This is a genomic window from Microcoleus sp. S13_C3 (assembly GCF_036700905.1).
GTDB lineage: Bacteria > Cyanobacteriota > Cyanobacteriia > Cyanobacteriales > Microcoleaceae > Microcoleus.
Map to the genome: position 1 here is coordinate 1,767 of NZ_JAUBPT010000065.1, position 19,233 is coordinate 20,999.

Sequence of the window (19,233 nt, forward strand, 5' to 3'; positions counted from 1 at the left end):
CTAGCCGAAAAATCCAGTGCTCTGGAATCTTTGCAGCACCAAATCGCTGAAAAAGAACACCGGGAACACGACTTTGTGCAACAGCTAGCCGAAAAATCCAGTGCTCTGGAATCTTTGCAGCACCAAATCGCTGAAAAAGAACACCGGGAACACGACTTTGTACACCAAATCGCTGAAAAATCCAGTGCTCTGGAATCTTTGCAGCACCAAATCGCTGAAAAATCCAGTGCTTTGGAATCTTTGCAGCAGCAATTCGCCACCGAAAAGCAAAATCTCGAAAGCCAATTGCAGCAAACCGTGTCGAAGTCGAGTTACGAATCTTTGCAGCACGAGTTAGCAGAAAAGTCAAGTGCGATCGGCGAATTCCAAGTTCAACTAACCAAGTTGCACTCTCTAGAAAATCAATTGAACCAGAGTGCGGCGATACAGCGGAATTACGACGCTTTGCAGCAACAGTCTCAAGAACAGCTAAGAACCATCAAAGCTTTACGGGAACAGCTAGGTCAAATGCAGGCTGTGGCTGGGATTGGCGAAGCTTATCTCAACAAGTGGCGCCGTCAGTGATTCTCTAATCAACACGGCACTGTCTAACGCTCCGGGTTCGCCTGGAGCACTTTACCCCTAAAACGTCCTCTAAACTCGGCCTCCTTCCTCTTGTAGCGATAGATTTCAACCTGTCGCTACAAGAGCTTTTTATTGCAAAATATGAGCATACTATTAAGAAATATTACAATAAATAAATTTATGACAGGCGATCGCACCCCTTTAGGCAAACCCAGTCCCACAGACACTAAGGGCCGCGTCACGGTAATTGGAGGCGGAATCGGCGGGCTGACAGCAGCCGCCCTGCTAGCCCGCAGAGGATACAAAGTGCTAGTCTTAGAACAGGCGATCGTCCCCGGCGGATGCGCTTCCACCTTCAAACGCAAAGGCTTTACCTTCGATGTCGGCGCCACGCAGGTTGCAGGATTGGAACCCGGAGGCATTCACCACCGAATTTTCTCAGAATTAGACATAGAACTTCCCGCCGCGACACCCTGCGATCCGGCTTGTGCGGTGTTTTTGCCGGGAGAAACCGCACCGATTAGCGTGTGGCGAGATCCGCAAAAGTGGCAGGAAGAAAGGCAGCGGCAGTTTCCTGGAAGCGAACCTTTTTGGCAATTATTGTCTGCATTGTTCAAAGCTAGCTGGAACTTTCAAGGGCGCGATCCAGTTTTACCCCCCAGAAACTTCTGGGATTTCTGGCAATTAATTCAAGCAGTTCGCCCCGATACTCTAATTACTTTGCCTTTCACTTTTATGACAGTGGGAGATGCTTTGCGGCTTTGTGGGTTGGGCGACAATTTGCGCTTGAAAACTTTTCTGGATTTGCAGTTAAAATTGTATTCTCAAGTTGATACCGAAGAAACGGCGCTGCTTTACGCGGCGACGGCTTTAGGAGTTTCGCAAGCGCCGCAGGGATTGTATCATCTAGAAGGAAGTATGCAGGTATTGAGCGATCGACTGGTAGAGGCGATCGAACGAGACGGCGGCAAAGTCCTGTTGCGGCACACAGTTGAAAGTATTGTCACCGCCAACGGCAAAGCCACCGGTACAGTGATTCGCAATCAAAAAACAGGCGAAGTTTGGACAGAAACTGCCGATCGCATTGTTGCCAACGTCACAGCGCAAAATCTAGTAAAATTGTTGTCAAGCGAGCCGATTGTCGAAAAGTTAACAGATAATTTAACAGAGAATTTATCGGTTAAATCCGAGACTTCAGAGACAACAAACCAACTCCCAAATCAAATGGCTGGCTACAAATATCGAGTTGATAAATTGCCGCCGGCATCCGGCGCATTTGTGATATATTTGGGAGTGCATGAAAGTGCAATTCCGGCAAATTGTCCGCCGCACCTTCAGTTTCTCTACGATTACGACGGCGAGATTGGGGAGAATAATTCATTATTTGTTTCAGTCAGTCATCCGGGTGATGGGCGAGCACCGGAGGGAATGGCGACAATTATCGCTTCGTCATTTACTGATACTCGAATGTGGTGGAATTCGGTTGATTATGAAGGATTGAAGCAAAAATATACGGCAGGGGCGATCGCCCGTTTGAGCGAATATTTCAATTTGACGCCAGAGTCGATCGTACACCAAGAAGCCGCTACACCCCGCACCTTTGCCCGCTATACAGCGAGAGATAGAGGCGTTGTGGGTGGCATCGGTCAGCGAATACCAACTTTCGGCCCCTTCGGATTTGCCAACCGCACACCAATTAAAAATTTGTGGTTAGTGGGCGACTCCACCCATCCCGGAGAAGGTACTGCCGGTGTTTCCTATTCTGCTTTAACAGTAGTGCGACAAATGGAAGCCACCTCTAAAATCTAAGAGGAAACGGCCATGCCGTTTCCCTACGCCAACAATAATTAATCGCGCGAGAGATGTAACTATCGCGCGATTAATTTTAAGGAATAGTTAACAGTTAATAGTTAACAGTTAACAGTCAACAGTCAACAGTTAACAGTTAACAGTCAACAGTCAACAATCATTCCGGTGTCACCCGAATTGATATCAACTACATTCTCTGACTACTTGATAGCAATCTTTGCGCCCACAGCTTCAAGCTGTTTCTTCATTTCTTCAGCAGCTTCCTTAGCAATAGCTTCCTTAACTGCCTTCGGTGCGGCTTCTACCAAGTCTTTCGCTTCCTTCAGACCCAGACCGGTAATAGCGCGGACTTCTTTCAGAATTGCGATTTTCTTGTCAGCAGGAACTTCTTCAAGAATCACGCTGAACTCAGTTTGTACTTCTTCGGGTTCAGCAGCGGCAGCAGCAGGGCCGCCCATCATCATCATGCCGCCTACAGGAGCAGCAGCGCTGACGCCGAAAGCTTCTTCAATTTGCTTGACCAATTCAGAAGCTTCGAGCAAAGTCAGAGACTTAAGTTTATCCAAGATTTCATCAGTTGCTGTAGACATTTTTTGAACTCCTAGTTCGATTGTAGATTTGGAATTTGAGACTTTCGATTGCTCATTAATTATTAGTTTCTCGTCTCCAGTGATCAGTTTGTTTCTCAAAACTAACGACTCTTGACTCGTGACTAATTACTAATGACTTACGCAGATGTGCTGTCTGCTTCTGCTGGTGCTTCTGCTTCAGGTTGTGCTGCTGCTTCTGCTTCAGGTTGCGCTGCTGCTTCTGCTTCAGGTTGTGCTGCTGCTTCTGCTTCAGGTTGTGCTGCTGCTTCTGCTTCTACTTCTGCTAAATCGCCGTCTTTTTCAGCATAAGCCTTAAGACCGCGAGCGATCGAAGTAGGAACTTGATTGATACCCACAGCCAACTTGGTTGCGACACCGTTGATAGCGCCAGCAATTTGAGCCATGAGTTGTTCTTTCGACGGCAGATCGGCTAATGCTTTAACATCAGCTTCTTTCAGTACCCGTCCTTCCATCACGCCGCCGCGAAGTTCTGTCTTCTTAGAGACTTTTTGGAATTCTTGGTAAGCTTTAATCGCGCCGCCAATATCTTCTTGCACGAACAGAAACGCCGACGTACCGGTCAGCAATTCCTGTATCGGCTGCCAGGTTTCGTTGCCTTCAACCGCAATTCGCATCAGCGTGTTTTTGGCCACTTGGCAACTGCTGCCTTTCGGACGCAAACGCCGACGCAAATCTGTGATTTCAGCAACAGTTAAGCCCGTGTAGTCAATCACGATCGCCAGTTGAGATTCGCTCAAGGTTTGCTTGAGGTCTGCAATAATCTCATTTTTTACTGCTAAACTTTTGCCCATACTTATTTCACCTCCTTTTAGGATCGAAAACTGCCCACCAAAAACCCCGACCTTAGAGCCGGGGCAGAGAATTAAAAATTAACAAGTCCGAATTAAAAATAGAAAATTTTTAATCTTTGAATCTTGAGTTTTTATTTCTTCAGCCTCGGCAGGAAATTAAGCGATCGGCACCTGCGGTCTTCAGCTTATTGATTTTTGATTAGGCTATCACGAGAAGGCAGACATAGCAAGGCTATGACGCAAATCTTGTGAGAGATTTACACAGACAGCCGAAGCTGTCTTTTACCTTCTGCCTTCTGCTTAATTCTTTCTACGCAGCATCAAGTTTGGTATCGCGCAGAGCACTGATATCGACTTCGATCGACGGGCCCATTGTTGCGGATACGTACAAACTGCGCCAGTAGCGACCTTTAGCACCAGAAGGACGGTTGCGGTCAACTGTTTCTTGCAAAGCATGAAGGTTGACGAGCAAATCTTCCGCTGAGAAAGCTGCCTTGCCAAACATAACATGAACGATGCCAGTTCGATCGGCACGGAATTCTAGTTTACCACCTTTAAACTCGTTGATCGCCTGAGCAATGTCAGTCGTCACCGTGCCACCTTTCGGAGAAGGCATCAAACCGCGCGGGCCCAACAACCGACCCAATTTTGCCACCAACGGCATCACGTCTGGGGTAGCAATCAGGCAGTCGAAGTCCATCATGCCCTTCTGAATTTCATCGATCAACTCTTCAGAACCAGCAATATCCGCGCCGGCATTCAGAGCTTCTTTAACTTTTTCGCCCTTAGCAATCACCGCAATTCTGACTACTTGACCAGTTCCTTTTGGTAGCGATACAGTTGTCCGCAACTGTTGGTCAGTATATTTCGGGTCAATTCCCAAACGGATGTGAGCTTCAGCAGCTTCGCCAAACTTAGCGGTTGCTGTTTCTTTCAAAAGTTGCAGAGCTTCCAGCGGTAGATAAGGTCTGTCTTCAACTTTCTTTTGAAGTTCTTGCAGTCTTCGCGATACTTTCTTTGCCATTGTTATCTCCTGGGGTCAGTCGATTTTAGATTTTAGATTTTAGATTTTAGATTGAACCTATCGGACAATCTTAAAATCTACCCGTTTTCGGTTACTAGCGAAGCTTTGCTTCTCCCCCTGAACCGATCGATTTTGGATGCAAGGATTTGGGATTTTGGATTGAAGATTTTACCTTCAAAATCCTGAATTACTGACAACTGCCAACTGTCAACTGCCAACTGACAACTGACTTTAATCAGCGATCGCCACGCCCATATTTTTAGCCGTTCCTGCCACAATTTTCATAGCAGCCTCAACATCATTAGCATTGAGGTCAGGCATTTTGGTTTCAGCGATTTCTCGTAACTGAGCCTGTGTAATCGTCCCTACTTGCTTGCGATTAGGTTCTCCCGAACCCTTAGCAATGCCAGCGGCTTTTTGAATCAAAACCGACGCCGGCGGAGTTTTGAGAATAAACGTAAAACTGCGGTCTTCAAAAACCGAAATTTCTACCGGAACCACCAGACCCGCTTGGTCTGCGGTTCTAGCATTGTACTCCTTGCAAAACATCATAATATTGACGCCGTGCTGACCCAGAGCTGGGCCGATCGGAGGAGCTGGGTTGGCTTTTCCCGCCGTAATCGCCAACTTAATTACTGCAACAACTTTCTTTGCCATTAGTTAGTTCTGTTTCTGAACCTGATTGAACTCCAATTCTACAGGCGTATCGCGCCCAAAAATCGAGAGTAAAACTTTGAGCTTGTTTCGTTCCGGGCTAACTTCAATCACATCACCTTCAAAATCCTTAAACGGCCCGGAAAGTACCACAACGTGGTCTCCAGTAGACATCGATACTTTGACAACTGGTTCTGATTCCTGAGCGTTTCTGAAGATCCGTTCTACTTCCGAATGACTCAGAGGTAGCGGTTTGACGTGACCCCTGCCGCGCCCGTAGCGGCGTTTCTGCTCTGCCCCGACAAAATTAATTACATTCGGGGTATTCTTGATCACCTGCCACGTATCCTCGTCCATAAACATACGGATGAGTACGTAGCCGGGAAAGATTTTTTCATCTGACTGCCGCCTGGAACCGTCTTTGCCGACTTTGATCGCCGGAGTTTGCGGAATTTCTACTTGAACGATGCGATCGGCAACATCCAAAGTTTGAATCCGCTGATCCAAGTTTGCCTTCACCCGCTTCTCGCAGCCAGAGGCAACTTGAACAGCATACCAGCGAGCATCAATCTCCGGCACATCTGGCGATGCTCCCTGTCCCGTCGCTTCTGTGGAATACTCAGATTCTTCTGATGCAAAAGTCATGGCCCAAACACCTTTCCCGCGCCCCAGTTAAAGAAGTTATCCACCAAATAGATCAGGCTTGCTGAGAGGATTACCATCAAAAGCACGGCCAAAGACTCGCTGATTAGCTGCTGCCTGCTGGGCCAAACCACTTTGTCGAGTTCTTCTCTAGTTTCCTTAAAAAAACCCGCAGGATTAAACCCAGGCGCCGTCATTTCTTGAGTTTCTTGAGCTTCGTCTTTTTTCGCCACGATTCAATCCCCCTTGCGATTTTAGATTTTAGATTTTAGATTTTAGATGGTGTGAGTGGCCCGCGGCTCTCAGATTTTGTGACACTAACCACTTACGCCCAAGTCCCAAATCTCAAATCTAAAGCCACGACTTTTTTACAAGCCCAACCAATCAACGGCGTAAATGCCGATCGCCGAAACCGACGATCGAGAAGCGACACCGAGGATTTGTTGATGGCATTTTTTGCGAACCGCCCACAAAAATTAATTCTACCCGAAAGTTTGCGGTTTTGACTGTTGCCAGCCAATAATCCGGGCGCTTTCGGGCAGAATTTAAAGTTTGGTGATTCAGCGCGCCCTGGAGGACTTGAACCCCCGACATCAGGTTTTGGAGACCTGCGTTCTACCAACTGAACTAAGAGCGCACAGGTGAGGTTGCTGAAATTCGCTTAACCTCTAGATTTCTATTTTAACACAGTGCGCTCGTAAATGGGAAACTTTTTTTTAAATTTTTTAAATTTCCCATGAACCATGAACCAAGGGGAAGCTGGGTGCATTCCTACAGGGAGCGATCGAACCGCTGTTTGACGCGAGTAGCTTTGCCCACCCGATCGCGCAGGTAGTAAAGTTTTGCTCTGCGGACTTTCCCGCGGCGCATCACTTGGATCGTCGCGATGCGGGGCGAGTGAATCAAAAACACCCGTTCCACGCCGACGCCCTGAAACACGCGGCGGACGGTGATTGTTTCATTAATCCCGCCGTTACGCATGGCAATCACAGTCCCTTCGTAGGGCTGAACCCGTTCTTTGTTACCCTCTTTAATTCTTACGCCGACTCGCACTGTGTCGCCGACGTAAATTTCGGGAAGTTGTTTATTGAGTTCTTGCTTGACTCTATCTATTTCTGCCGTTTCGATAGAACGGATTATTTCTGCGCCTTTCATAAAAAAACTCGGTAAGTGGGACACTCAGTGGCTTGAGCCCTGAGAGGGAAACGACACGAGCGGTTTAAACCGCCTACCCCTTTCGGGGCTAGACAAGTAGAGGAATGGTACTTGTCTAATCCCTGTATTGCCGGGAGCGCCTTGCCATTCCAGTAATGTTAGCTTCGCCAATGTTTAGTGAGCTTTTTAGACTTGCAACACTGTCTCAGTGACCTTAAGACTGTTTAATTGCAAATGACAGAGCAGGAAACTAGCTACGCATTTCCAGGTGTCGTGACTCAAAAAACGTAGTCAGTTAAGACGCTTGGCTGGTCAGTACGGCTTGCGGGAATTGCTCTTGCAAGCCCCATCTCTTTTAGACCTGGGTTACTGACAATCCCTTATCATATATCGAACTACCAGTTTTATGTCAAAAAACTTCTATGTTAAATACCTCTGGGGTCGTATTTCTGCAACTAGGGGCAATGGCCGCACTCGCGTTGTACGTCGCCGCCAACTTGGGGGCCAACGATGTCGCTAACTCGATGGGGACATCCGTAGGCTCGAAGGCGCTAACGCTGCGGCAGGCAATAATTGTTGCAGGCATACTGGAATTTTCCGGCGCAGTGCTGTTCGGGCAAGGAGTTTCCGAAACTCTCGCAACAGGAGTTGTGAATGCACAAGTGTTCGCGGCCAAACCGCAAGTATTTTTAATCGGGATGGTGTCAGTGCTGATAGCTTGCGGGATATGGCTGCAAATCGCTACCAGTCGAGGTTTGCCGGTTTCTTCATCCCATGCAGTGGTGGGCGCGATCGCGGGTTTTAGCTGTGTTGCAGCCGGAATTAATGCAGTTGATTGGCGAACCATCGGCACCATCTCCCTAACTTGGGTGGCGACACCTGTTGCCAGCGGTGCTTTAGCGGCACTATTTTACAGTGTGGTGAAGTATTCGATTCTTGATCGGCCAGATCCTCTATCTCAAATGCGCGAGTGGATACCTTGGCTGAGTGCAGCAATGCTGAGCGTATTTGGGATAATTGTACTGCCGTCTGTTGTGGATGTTGCTTTGGTGCAGACAGGGGCGATCGCCGCCGCGCACGATCGATTTGGCTGGAATCTTCCAATTCACGATATTGTCATTGGCATCGGGAGTATGGGGGCGATCGCCTTGACACTCAATAGCTGGAACAAATTAGAATCAGTTGAGAAGGAAGAGGGTTCGGCAGCGGATTTTGTAACGGATGTAACGGATGTAACGGATGCAAGGAATAAGAAAGAGGGAATATTTTCCCAATCTCCCACTCTCCCCCTCTCCCCCTCTCCCCCTCCCCGCCACTCTCTCATCGAGCAACAAATGGCGAGATTTCAAGTCTTGAGCGCCTGTTTTGTAGCATTTTCCCACGGTTCCAACGACGTAGGAAATGCAGTTGCTCCCCTAGCTGCGATCGCCTACATCCGGCGCACAGGTTCCTTTCCCTCAGAGGATTTCAGCGTTCCCCTGTGGATTTTAGTCCTCGGAGGCGCAGGAATAGTCATCGGTTTAACCATCTGGGGCAAAAATGTAATTGCCACAGTCGGCGAAAAGATCATCGAACTCCAACCAAGTGGCGGATTTTGCGCGGAATTAGCCACAGCCACCACAGTCTTGCTAGCATCCCGCTTCGGTTTGCCAGTTTCCACATCCCACGCTTTAGTCGGTGCAGTCGTCGGAGTCGGGCTGATCAAAGCTTGGAAAACAGTACGCTTGGAAACTTTGCTGTCAATTGGTTCGGCTTGGCTGGTGACAATTCCGATCGCAGCAGGTTTGGGTGCTATCATCTTCAGCATCGCGCAATCAATCGATTTTAGATTTTAGATTTTAGATTTTAGATTGAAGAATTGGAGGTAGATGGGGATTTACTGTTGGGTGGGGGCGGGTTTACGATATGATTGGTCTTAGACCGAGATTGTGGGTAAAACCCGCCCCTACTGTCCACTGTCAACAGACTAATCTTTCTGATTGCCTCGGTTGGGATAAACTCGCGAAGGCAAAAGTTTCCAAGCCGCAGCATCTGCAGCCCAGTTGCGAAAAATCTTCACTGAAGCGAAAATTTTAGCGAAACGCCAATTATAGCCACGCTTCCAGTCAGCGGGCCACTGGGCGGTTTCGTCAGCGGCTTGCAAAGCTCTGACTTCGGCTTCGAGTGATGCGGCGTGGCGCTGCATGATGATTTCTAGTTGCAAAAAGTGTTCTTCGGGCGATCGCAATTTTTTGACATCCTAACTACAAGGGTAATAAGCTGTTGCGGCATTTCAATTGTATGTTAAAGGACAATCAAACTCTTGTGGGGAGTAGGGGTTGGGCGTTCCGCCCGCCCTGAATATACAATTTAAATGCGCGACAGCTTAGACATCTCCAGAAAAGCCAGCTTTGAACAGGCAAGATGCCTGTTCCACAATAATTATTGGAGATGGCTAATAGAAATTTCGCACATCAAACCTGGTTTCGATGCACAAGCACGCGGGCCGCTCAATCAATTAATTCCTCCTCCAAGCAATGCTTCAGCTTTTGAGCCAGCACCTCGACGCAGGGCTTTCTCAACATAGTCAGGTGATTCCCAGGAACTCTAATCACCTCTACTTTTTCCGTCGTTAATTCACTCCAGCCAAGAGTCGGATCATGATGATTCATGCTTAGCTTTTCCCTCGATCTAAACAGAGTAATTCGCTGCGGATAAATTTTCGGTACATAGCTGAGAGTTGCTTGACTATTAGCCTGAAATACAGTAAACATCGAAGGAATTGCCAGCTCGCGCCAGCTTCTTTCTTTTGACTCCTGAGATAGGATGCTAACCATAACAGCCTGTTTCCAATTCCAGCGATGCAAAAAATTAGCTACCCAATTAAGCATCTTATTTAATTTCGGAAATTTGGCAGCAATACCGCCACTTTGAACATTTTCCGCAGCAGCCACCAAGCGAAAATAATCAACTACAAAAGGCCAGATAGAGCGCGAAACAGTAGTCAGAATAAACTTGCAACCGTCCCAAAAAGAAGGTTTGTTAGCAGAAACCGGCGCTAAAGTATCCAGCACAGCAAGTAAAGCCACTTCATCCCCCGCTGCGAGCAACTGTTGAGCCATCTCAAAAGCAACCAAACCTCCAAAAGACCAACCTCCTAAAAAATAAGGCCCTTTTGGTTGAACGGTACGCAAGGCTGCGATGTAGTCAGCCGCCATGTCTTCAATGCTAGTTAACGGAGAACTTTCGCCGTCAATACCCTTTGGTTGCAGCCCATAAAACGGTTGATTTTCTCCTAGCCCAAAGGCTAACTCGACATAAGGAAACACGACGCCAAAGATGGGATGAACGCAGAAGAACGGGGGATTTTTACCGCGAGGCTTAATAGCTACTAAAGGCGACCATTCCAGAGAATTTGTTTCTGAAGATAGCGAATCTGCTAAACCTTCAATTGTCGGATTTAAAAAAAGAGCAGACAGCGGCAATTCGCGCTGAAATTGCTGGTTAATCTCATTGATGAGGCGGATTGCCAGCAGGGAATCTCCACCCAAATCGAAGAAGTTATCGCGAATGCCAACGCACTCTGCGTTGAGGATGGTGCCCCAAATTTTGGCGAGGGTTGACTCGGTTGGCGTGCGAGGTGCAAGGCAGCTTCGATCTATTGAATTGCTTGTTAGATTCCCCGGTGCAGGTAGGCGCATGCGGTCGATTTTGCCATTGGGAGTTAGGGGCAGAAAATCCATCGCCACAAAAGCACTGGGAATCATGTAATTGGGCAGTTGTTGTTTGAGGAAATTGCGTATTTCCCCGGAATTAAACGTCTGATTGTGATTGGGGACGACATAAGCAACTAGGCGTTTGTTGCCCGACAAATCATCCACAGCAACCGCCGCTGTTTCTTTGACTGCTGGATGCTGAACCAGCAGCGCTTCAATTTCGCCCAATTCTATTCGATAACCGCGAATTTTTACCTGTTCGTCAGTGCGGCCTAAAAACTCAATATTGCCGTCGGGAAAATAGCGCGCTAAGTCACCAGTTTTATAAATTCGTTCTCCTGCTTTCTGGCTCAACGGATTAGCAATAAATCGCTGGGCGGTTAATTCGGGGCGGTTCAGGTAGCCTCGCGCTAATCCGCTGCCACCGATGTACAATTCACCGGGAATTCCAACGGGTACAGGCTGTAAATTTTTATCTAAAATATAGAGTTGAGTGTTAGCTATTGGGCGGCCGATGGGCGGTTTTTTGGAATCGCCAATTTCGGCCAAACTTGACCAGACTGTCGCTTCTGTAGGGCCGTAAGCGTTAAAAAATCTGCGCCTGGAAGCCCAGCGTTTAACAATATCCGGGGAACAGGATTCGCCAGCACAAATGATTGTTTGCAGTGCGGGAAGTTCGGCGTTTGGAAGGACAGCTAGCAGCGAGGGCGGGAGGGTAGCGTGGGTAATAGCATTGTCCTGCAAAAATTGGATTAATGTTTGTCCGGGCAACAAAGATTCTTTCTTGGCACAGTAAAGTGTTGCTCCGGTTCCTAAGGCCATGACAATCTCAAAGATTGAGGCATCAAAACTCATGGAGGCGAATTGCAAAATGCGGTGATTTGAGTTTAAGTTAAATGCTTCTATTTGAGCTATGGCTAAGTTGTAGAGGCCCCGATGTTCGATTAAAACGCCTTTGGGTTTTCCGGTTGAACCAGATGTGTAAATGACGTAGGCTAGGTTTTTTGGTAGGATATTTGTAGTTGGGTTTTCTGGTCTTTGTCGGGCGATAATTTCTCTGTCGGAGTCCAAACACACTACAGAAAAAACTCCGTAATTTTCCGGCTGCGTCAAGTTTTTTGCTAAGTGCTGCTGAGTTACCAAAATCGACACCTGAGCATCTTCTAACATGAAGTTAAGGCGCTCTTGAGGATAAGTTGGATCTAAAGGCAGGTAGGCTGCGCCTGCTTTGATAATGCCTAGCAATCCGACGATCGCATCTAAGGAACGTTCTACACAAAGGCCCACTAAAACTTCTGGTGCTGCTCCCAATTGCTGCAAGTAACGTGCAAGTTGATTGGCTCGGCTGTTGAGTTGGCGGTAGGTTAACTGCTGGTTTTCAAAGACGGCGGCGACAGCATGGGGGGATCGCGCGACTTGCTCTTCAAATAGCTGATGGAAACACTGGTTTTGCGGATAATCTCTCTGAGTGTCATTCCAATCGATTAATAATTGCTGGTATTCTGGCGCTGTCAGCAAAGCGAAGTCGCTGAGGTGCTGTTTGGAATTGGCAACAATGGCTTCGAGCAGCGTTTGGAAATGTCCCGCCATGCGCGCAATTGTGCCGCTATCAAATAAATCTGTGCTGTAGATAAATTGCCCTTGAATACTTCCTGCATTTTCCCACAAGTGGCACTCTAAATCTAGCTTGGCGGTTCCTGCGTCAAAGTCGATCGCCTCGAAAGCGATTCCCGGCAATTCTAGCGCTGCTATAGGAGTGTTTTGCAGGCTGAAACTGTGTTGAAATAGGGGGTTGCGGCTCAACTCGCGATCGGGGTGCATTTCCTCAACCAACTTCTCGAAGGGCAAATCTTGGTGGGCGTAGGCTGCCATTGCGACGTTTTTTACCCGATGCAATAGTTCCCGAAAAGTTGGGTTTCCTGATAAATCTGCACGCAGCACTAAACTGTTGACAAAAAAACCGATTAATGCTTCTATTTCGCTCAGGTTGCGATTGGCGATCGGCGTTCCTACTGCAATATCTACTTGTCCTGTATAGCGGTACAGCAAAGTTTGAAAAGCAGCTAGTAGAGTGATAAATAAAGTCGCGCTTTCTTGCTGGCTCAATGACTTTAGCGCCTCGCTCAAAGCAGGTGATAGTGTTATAAATTGTTTAGCGCCTCGATAGGATGGAACGGCTGGTCTTTGCCTGTCTGTTGGTAGATTGAGTGTGGTAATTCCGTTTAACTGCTGCCGCCAATAAGCTAATTGGGTTTCTAATACTTCGCCCTGCAACCATTGGTGCTGCCACTCTGCAAAGTCGGCGTACTGCACGGGCAGTGCTGGTAAGTGCGAGATCCCATTTTTTACAAATGCTGTGTAGAGCGTTCCCAGCTCTCGAATTAGCACTCCAATCGACCAACCATCAGCCACAATATGATGTAAATTCAGCAACAATATATGTTCTGTTTCACTGAGTTGTAACAGCGTTACTTTGAATAACGGCCCGGAGGCTAAATCGAAAGGGCATTGCGCTGCATCGGTTGCGAGTTGCAGCGCTGCGGTTTCCTGCTGAGTTGGCGAGAGATTTTGTAAGTCGATTGTGGGGAGGGATACGGTTAAAATGGGAGCAATAATTTGTACGAGTTCCCCTTCCAAAAGCGTAAAAGTGGTGCGTAAAGTTTCGTGCCGCTGCACAATTTCATTAAAGGTTTGCTCTAAAGATCTTAAGTTGAGCGAACCAGTTAAGCGGAGCGCTGTTGAAACATTATAGAAAGGATTACCCGGTGCTAATTGATTGAGGAACCACAGTCGCTGCTGAGCAAACGATGCTGGAAATACAAAAACTTCTGTTTCTTGCTGCATATTTATCTAAATTGCATCCTGTTCAACAGCCATCCTTTTCATTTACTTTTTCGATTCAACATCTTGCCCAAGCCAAAAACCATCTTAAAATTATCTGCGTTTATCAGCGTTAATCTGCCCTTCATCTGCGGTTGCTCTATCAATCAAAAATTCATGCAATAGGTCCATTAAAAGATGATAGCTTCCGCCGCCGACTATCGCGGGAAATCGGCACTAAAGCCGGAGCATCACTTTTAGCATTCTTATCTTTCAAACTCTCAACAATCTTAGATAATTCTGAAATTGTCGGCGCTTCAAAAACGCGGCGCAAAGGCAACTCTACCCCGAAAGCATCTCGCACTCTAGAAACAAGCTGAGTCGCCAGCAGCGAATGGCCTCCCAATTCAAAGAAATTGTCCCGGATACCCACTCGCTTTATCCCCAAAACCTCAACCCAAATTTTCACTAAAACTTCCTCAATAGAAGTCTGAGGCGCAACATAACCGCCAGCCCCTTCCAACTTAATCGGCTCCGGTGCAGGCAAAGCGAGCCGATCGGCCTTTCCGTTAGCCGTCACCGGTAGCGACTCCAGCACCACAAAAGCCGACGGAACCATATATTCCGGCAGTTTTTCTGCTAGATAAGCCTGCAACTGTGGCACTAATTTACGCGCTGCTTTAGCTTGTAAGGGATTGTTAGCATAAGAGCGCCAAGGACGCAAGTTATCGCTTCTAGTTTCGCGCACAAAATCTCTAGTTTCGCCCCGTGCAAACACTACATCGTAGCGCCCTTGACTGTCGGAATTAGACCAACTAATATTAACATTATACGGAACTCCCAAAGCATACCACGCTTCGGGATCTACTCCTAAATCCTCGACTTTTTCCACAGCTTTCTGCAACTGACCTGCAGTTGAAAATTTATCGACAACAGACAGCAACTCTGCCACCTTAACTGCTGCCGTTACCCGCGCATTAGGCACATTAGAAATTCTTAAAACATCGAGTTGATTTTCCAATAATATTTGTTGCACCTTGGTAACAGTCAGCTTCTGATTTTCATCCAACCAATCCAGGCGCTTTTCTGCGCCCCGCTCCCCTTTTTGCGATGATTGGGGGCTTGCTATTTCAGACGCAATATGTAAAATAGCATTGTACCGAAAATCAGTTAACTCATTGTGGTAACTACCCCGACTTAATTGAATCTCTACGCCGCCAATCTGCGGAAAGCGGTGCTTTAATGCGCTAAAAAAATCTGGTTCAATAACTAATTCTGTTTCTTGAAAAATTTGCATTTGTACTCGCTGCTGCAACTGTTCGCCCGCGAGAGAAGGTTCGGCTTGATACAGTTGTACCGAAGCGTGAAAAGCTGCCAGCAACGGCAAGCTGCGCACATCTCCGATGAATATAAAGCCGCCGGGAGCAGTTGCTTTCACCGCACCTTCTAGCACCTGCACGAGATAGTCGATAGTCGGGAAATATTGCACGACCGAGTTGAGAATTACTGCGTCAAAAGCTGCTGTCTCTACTCCTTCAAAGTCAGTCGCCATTTTCTGAAGCAGCGTTACATTAGCTAACTCTTGATTTGCCAAGTGCTGCCGAATATAGTTGAGCGAAATAGGTGAAAAGTCTGTGGCGTAATATTGAGTGCAGCGAGAGGCAATTTGGAACAGCAACAAACCTGTGCCGCAGCCAATTTCTAACACTCGGCTAGGCTGCAAAGCTAAAATTTGGGCGGCTTGATTGTTCGCCCAGTCGCGCATCTGTTCTGCTGGGATTGGCTGATTAGTATAACTGCTATTCCAGCCGACAATATTAAAAGTTGGATCTGAGTCAACAGCAGGTTGATTGTAAGTTTCATTGTAGAGCATTTGCCACTGCAAAACCTGTTCATCTTGCAATTGCATTATTTGGCTTTTTTCGCGGGCAACGCTATATTCAGGATTCAGGGCAATATAAGCTACTAAACGTTTATCTCCCTGTCCATCTTCCGAAGCTATTGCTACAGTTTGCTGCACGGCCGGATGTTGAGTTAATACTGTCTCGATTTCTCCTAATTCGATGCGGAAACCGCGAATTTTTACTTGTTCGTCAATGCGTCCTAAAAATTCAAGGTTGCGATCGCCTCTGTAGCGCACTAAGTCGCCGGTTTTGTAAATTCGCTCTCCTGAATTTGGTTTAAACTCAGATGTTGCACCATTATCTCGAACAGGCAAGATGCCTGTTCCACAAGAGATGTGTTTTATTGTGGAACAGGCATCTTGCCTGTTCCTAAACAAGTCATTGAGAATGGTGTCTGAATTGGGTTTAAAAGGATTGGAAATAAATCGTTCTGCGGTTAAATCTGGGCGGTTGAGGTAGCCGCGAGCGAGTCCGTTTCCGCCGATGTACAATTCGCCAACAACCCCCATTGGTACGGGCTGCAAATATTTGTCTAATATGTAGATTTGAGTGTTAGCAATGGGGCGGCCAATTGTCGGGGCGATGTCTGTTTGCTCTGTTACAGGAATATAACCGGAAGTTGTGACGACGGTGTTCTCGGTTGGGCCGTAATTATTTACTAGCTTAAATGGATGGGATTTTAAAGGATGTTGTTGCAGTTTTTCGCCGCCTGCGAGCAAGATTCGCAACGCTGTTGTTTGGGGCCAATCTAATAGCAAAACTTTCTCGGCTAAAGGTGTTGGCAAAAAGCTAATTGTAATTGCTTTTGATACTAACCAGCTTTGCAGTTTTTCAGGATCTCGCCTGATGTCATCTTCGGGAAAGTAGATGCTAGCTCCCGCGGCGAGATAAGGCCAAATTTCCCACCCGCAAGCATCAAAGCCGATCGCAGCAATTTGCGTTGCTCGATCGCCCGCTGACACCCCAAACTCTCTTTGATGCCAAAAAACGAGATTTAACAAGCTCCCGTGCTCAATTTCCACTCCTTTCGGCTTTCCCGTGGAACCGGAGGTGTAAATCGCGTAAACCAGATTTTCGACTGTGACTGCGCTGGTGGGATTGTCTGCGATTTCTTGGGAAATCATCTCCCAGTCAGTGTCTAGAAAAACAACCCTTGGATGGTGAATTTTATCATCTGACTGTGTTTCTAAATTTTGCACTTCGCCATCATCCACCAGGGAATAAATTCCCTGGCTCATAGCTGAAGTCGGCTGAAGCCGACTGGAAACTTGTCCTCCTTCAGTCGTCTTTAGACGACTTTCGCTATTAGACAGGGAATTTATTCCCTGGCGGGTAAGCAATACTGACTGTGTTTCTAAATTTTGCACTTCGCCATCATCCACCAGGGAATAAATTCCCTGGCGGGTAAGCAATACTGACACTTGAGCATCTTTTAGCATAAAGCTCGATCGCTCAGCAGGATAACTCGGATCTAAAATTAAGTAAGCTCCTCCCGCTTTCAGGATACCCAACATCCCCACAATCAGATCGAGCGATCGCCCGCAGCAAAGCCCGACTAAAACTTCCGCCCCAACCCCCATTTTTTGCAGATAACGTGCTAGTTGGTTGCTGCGGAGATTTAACTCTCGATAGGTGACTCGCTCCTCTCCAAATACCAGCGCTACCGCATCCGGTGTTTGCTCGGCGTGTAGTTCAAAGAGCTGATGGATGCACAAATCTTGCGGATAATCCGCCTGAGTGTTGTTGCATTCAACTAACAGATGATAGCGCTCTTTTGCGCTCAAATATGGCAAGTTTGCTATGCGCTGTTCGGGATTTGTGACAATGCTTTCTAACAGCGTTTGAAAATGCCCGATCATGCGGGTAATCGTAGCTTCATCAAATAAATCGGCGCTGTAAATAACCATGCCACTGGTGCCCTCGGAGCTATCAACCCACAGCTTATTGCTGGGCGATTGGTTGCTTCCCGAACTGTTGGGCGATCGCTCCCACAAATGAAACTCCAAATCAAACCGCGCTGTACCCACATCTAACTGCTGCGGGCTGAGTGTTAATTCTGGCAATTCTAACTGATTCCCCGGCGCGTTTTGCAGCGCAAACGCCACCTGAAATAAGGGATTTTGGTTCAACGCGCGATCGGGGTGCAGTTCTTCTACTAACTTCTCAAACGGCAAATCTTGGTGAGCGTAAGCTCCTAATGCTACCTCTTTGACTCGGTTTAAAAGTTCCCGAAAAGTTGGATTTCCCGACAAATCTGTACGCAACACCAAACTATTGACAAAAAAACCGATTAATGCTTCAATTTCACTGCGGTTGCGATTGGCGATCGGCGAACCTACAACAATATCTTCTTGCTGCGCGTAATGGTAAAGCAACGTTTTAAAAGCTGCCAGCATTGTCATAAACAGCGTCACTCCTTCGCGCTGGCTCAACGTTTCTAAAGCCTCGCTCAGTTGTTTTGACAGTTGCAAAAATTGCCTTTTGCCTCGGTAACTTTGAATTGCTGGTCTGGGGCGATCCGCAGGCAAATTTAACATAGAAATGCCGTTTAACTGCTGCCGCCAGTAAGCAAGTTGCGTTTCTAAAACTTCCCCTTGCAGCCATTCGCGCTGCCATTTTGCAAAATCCGCGTACTGGATCGACAAAGCCGGTAAAGGCGAAGGTCTTTCGCTAGCAAAGGCCGTGTAAAGTGCGCCTAATTCCTGAATTAGCACTCCGATAGACCAACCATCGGAGACAATGTGGTGCATATTCAGCATTAGTAAATATTCGGCATCATCTAACTGCAATAATGTGACTCGCAGCAACAAGTCATTGGACAAATTGAAAGAGCGTTGAGCTTCCTGGGCCGTGAGCCTGTTTGCTTCAGTTTGTCGAGATTCCTTTGGCAAGTTTCGCAAGTCCACTACATTAATCGGGAGGTGGAAAGCAGCAGCTATTCTCTGAACGGGTTGCCCCGACACTACTGCTAAGGTCGTGCGTAAAGCTTCGTGGCGGCGCACAATTTCATTGAAGGTTTGTTGCAGCGCCACAAAATTGAGCGCACCTGTCAAACGCAAGGCTGCGGGAACATTATAGAAGGGATTGTTCGGGACTAATTGGTCGAGAAACCACAAGCGCTGCTGTGCAAAAGAAAGCGGTAGATTTCCGTCCCGCCCCATAGGAACAATCGGTGTAGGAGTGAAACTAGAAGTACGATTAGCTGCTTTTAAAAATGAAATAATTTCGGCTTTTTTTTGAGAAATTTCGGCGCGCAGTTCGGGTGTAATAATTCCTTCGGGAGCATTGCAGCGCAGGATCTCGCCCTCAACAAAAATATTAATATCTAGACTGCGAAGGTAAGATAAAAACTCAACTAACTCCACCGTGACAGAATCTCTGGAATTTGGCGATGAACTCGATATTTTTGGATCGGGCATTTTGAGTCATCCTGTGATCTCGATTCCGGTTGCACCGGAATCATTGTTGACTGTTGACTGTTGACTGTTGACTGTTGACTGTTGACTGTTGACTGTTGACTAATGACTGTAGAAGGAGGGGTCAAAAAAATGAAAATTGCGCGAA

The 19,233-nt window shown here is 47.2% G+C and carries 13 protein-coding genes, 1 tRNA gene, 2 pseudogenes and 1 other annotated feature; of the genes and pseudogenes, 4 read left to right on the forward strand and 12 right to left on the reverse strand.

All coding sequences use genetic code 11. From position 1 onward, the window contains the following. Together QUA16_RS18435 and QUA16_RS18440 are read left to right on the forward strand one after the other, a co-directional pair. Positions 1-564 (forward strand): annotated as a pseudogene (locus QUA16_RS18435) (CopG family transcriptional regulator); the annotation flags it as partial. A 180-nt stretch (positions 565-744) separates the two neighbouring features. Continuing rightward, positions 745-2,373, forward strand: a complete 1,629-nt coding sequence (locus tag QUA16_RS18440; protein ID WP_333106704.1) for an FAD-dependent oxidoreductase — start codon at positions 745-747, stop codon at positions 2,371-2,373. A gap of 200 nt (positions 2,374-2,573) precedes the next feature. On the opposite strand, the gene rplL is transcribed toward QUA16_RS18440, so the two are convergent. The 6 genes and pseudogenes from rplL to secE form a co-directional block, all read right to left on the reverse strand. After that, positions 2,574-2,963 carry a 50S ribosomal protein L7/L12 gene (gene rplL, locus QUA16_RS18445; RefSeq protein ID WP_333106664.1) on the reverse strand — a complete coding sequence of 130 codons (390 nt, stop codon included), beginning with the start codon at positions 2,961-2,963 and terminating at the stop codon, positions 2,574-2,576. 281 nt (positions 2,964-3,244) lie between these two features. Further along, positions 3,245-3,775: pseudogene (rplJ, locus tag QUA16_RS18450) on the reverse strand (50S ribosomal protein L10); the annotation flags it as partial. A 29-nt stretch (positions 3,776-3,804) separates the two neighbouring features. Next, positions 3,805-3,977 (reverse strand) — a sequence feature (ribosomal protein L10 leader region). Positions 3,978-4,085: 108 nt separating this feature from the next. Then, on the reverse strand, positions 4,086-4,799 hold the full coding sequence (gene rplA, locus QUA16_RS18455; RefSeq protein ID WP_190663916.1) for a 50S ribosomal protein L1: 714 nt from the start codon (positions 4,797-4,799) through the stop codon (positions 4,086-4,088). A gap of 231 nt (positions 4,800-5,030) precedes the next feature. After that, positions 5,031-5,456 (reverse strand): 50S ribosomal protein L11, encoded by a 426-nt coding sequence (rplK, locus tag QUA16_RS18460; protein WP_006635588.1) that lies wholly within the window; start codon positions 5,454-5,456, stop codon positions 5,031-5,033. 3 nt (positions 5,457-5,459) lie between these two features. Next, on the reverse strand, positions 5,460-6,098 hold the full coding sequence (gene nusG, locus QUA16_RS18465; RefSeq protein ID WP_333106666.1) for a transcription termination/antitermination protein NusG: 639 nt from the start codon (positions 6,096-6,098) through the stop codon (positions 5,460-5,462). Then, a complete protein-coding gene (gene secE / locus QUA16_RS18470; RefSeq protein ID WP_333106668.1) occupies positions 6,095-6,328 on the reverse strand; it encodes a preprotein translocase subunit SecE in 234 nt (77 codons plus the stop codon). The genes nusG and secE overlap by 4 nt, the downstream gene beginning before the upstream one ends. Positions 6,329-6,406: 78 nt before the next feature. On the opposite strand from secE, the gene QUA16_RS18475 reads away from it, so the two are divergent. Continuing rightward, positions 6,407-6,601: a hypothetical protein gene (locus QUA16_RS18475; protein WP_333106669.1), complete on the forward strand. Its 195-nt coding sequence runs from the start codon at positions 6,407-6,409 to the stop codon at positions 6,599-6,601. A 58-nt stretch (positions 6,602-6,659) separates the two neighbouring features. On the opposite strand, the gene QUA16_RS18480 is transcribed toward QUA16_RS18475, so the two are convergent. Next, positions 6,660-6,732 (reverse strand) — tRNA-Trp (locus QUA16_RS18480). Positions 6,733-6,866: 134 nt separating this feature from the next. Beyond that, positions 6,867-7,250 (reverse strand): 50S ribosomal protein L19, encoded by a 384-nt coding sequence (gene rplS, locus QUA16_RS18485; RefSeq protein WP_333106672.1) that lies wholly within the window; start codon positions 7,248-7,250, stop codon positions 6,867-6,869. 422 nt (positions 7,251-7,672) lie between these two features. Between rplS and QUA16_RS18490 the strand changes: the two genes are divergently transcribed. Beyond that, complete coding sequence (locus QUA16_RS18490) at positions 7,673-9,085, forward strand: inorganic phosphate transporter (protein WP_333106674.1); 1,413 nt, start codon at positions 7,673-7,675, stop codon at positions 9,083-9,085. 131 nt (positions 9,086-9,216) lie between these two features. Here the strand turns inward: QUA16_RS18490 and QUA16_RS18495 are convergent, their stop codons facing one another. The 4 genes from QUA16_RS18495 to QUA16_RS18510 all read right to left on the reverse strand — a co-directional run bounded on the left by QUA16_RS18495 (position 9,217) and on the right by QUA16_RS18510 (position 19,213). Continuing rightward, on the reverse strand, positions 9,217-9,477 hold the full coding sequence (locus tag QUA16_RS18495; RefSeq protein WP_333106676.1) for a hypothetical protein: 261 nt from the start codon (positions 9,475-9,477) through the stop codon (positions 9,217-9,219). A gap of 262 nt (positions 9,478-9,739) precedes the next feature. Beyond that, positions 9,740-13,789: an amino acid adenylation domain-containing protein gene (locus QUA16_RS18500; RefSeq protein ID WP_333106678.1), complete on the reverse strand. Its 4,050-nt coding sequence runs from the start codon at positions 13,787-13,789 to the stop codon at positions 9,740-9,742. Positions 13,790-13,940: 151 nt separating this feature from the next. Then, positions 13,941-19,088, reverse strand: a complete 5,148-nt coding sequence (locus tag QUA16_RS18505) for an amino acid adenylation domain-containing protein (protein WP_333106681.1) — start codon at positions 19,086-19,088, stop codon at positions 13,941-13,943. After that, positions 19,025-19,213, reverse strand: a complete 189-nt coding sequence (locus QUA16_RS18510) for a hypothetical protein (RefSeq protein WP_333181290.1) — start codon at positions 19,211-19,213, stop codon at positions 19,025-19,027. The genes QUA16_RS18505 and QUA16_RS18510 overlap by 64 nt, the downstream gene beginning before the upstream one ends. Between the last annotated feature and the right edge of the window lie 20 nt (positions 19,214-19,233).

Bases quoted from the DNA above. Each gene is read 5' to 3' on its own strand.
- QUA16_RS18440 (WP_333106704.1), top strand. From the start codon at position 745: ATGACAGGCGATCGCACCCCTTTAGGCAAACCCAGTCCCACAGACACT.
- rplL (WP_333106664.1), bottom strand. From the start codon at position 2,963: ATGTCTACAGCAACTGATGAAATCTTGGATAAACTTAAGTCTCTGACT.
- rplA (WP_190663916.1), bottom strand. From the start codon at position 4,799: ATGGCAAAGAAAGTATCGCGAAGACTGCAAGAACTTCAAAAGAAAGTT.
- rplK (WP_006635588.1), bottom strand. From the start codon at position 5,456: ATGGCAAAGAAAGTTGTTGCAGTAATTAAGTTGGCGATTACGGCGGGA.
- nusG (WP_333106666.1), bottom strand. From the start codon at position 6,098: ATGACTTTTGCATCAGAAGAATCTGAGTATTCCACAGAAGCGACGGGA.
- rplS (WP_333106672.1), bottom strand. From the start codon at position 7,250: ATGAAAGGCGCAGAAATAATCCGTTCTATCGAAACGGCAGAAATAGAT.
- QUA16_RS18490 (WP_333106674.1), top strand. From the start codon at position 7,673: ATGTTAAATACCTCTGGGGTCGTATTTCTGCAACTAGGGGCAATGGCC.
- QUA16_RS18500 (WP_333106678.1), bottom strand. From the start codon at position 13,789: ATGCAGCAAGAAACAGAAGTTTTTGTATTTCCAGCATCGTTTGCTCAG.
- QUA16_RS18505 (WP_333106681.1), bottom strand. From the start codon at position 19,088: ATGCCCGATCCAAAAATATCGAGTTCATCGCCAAATTCCAGAGATTCT.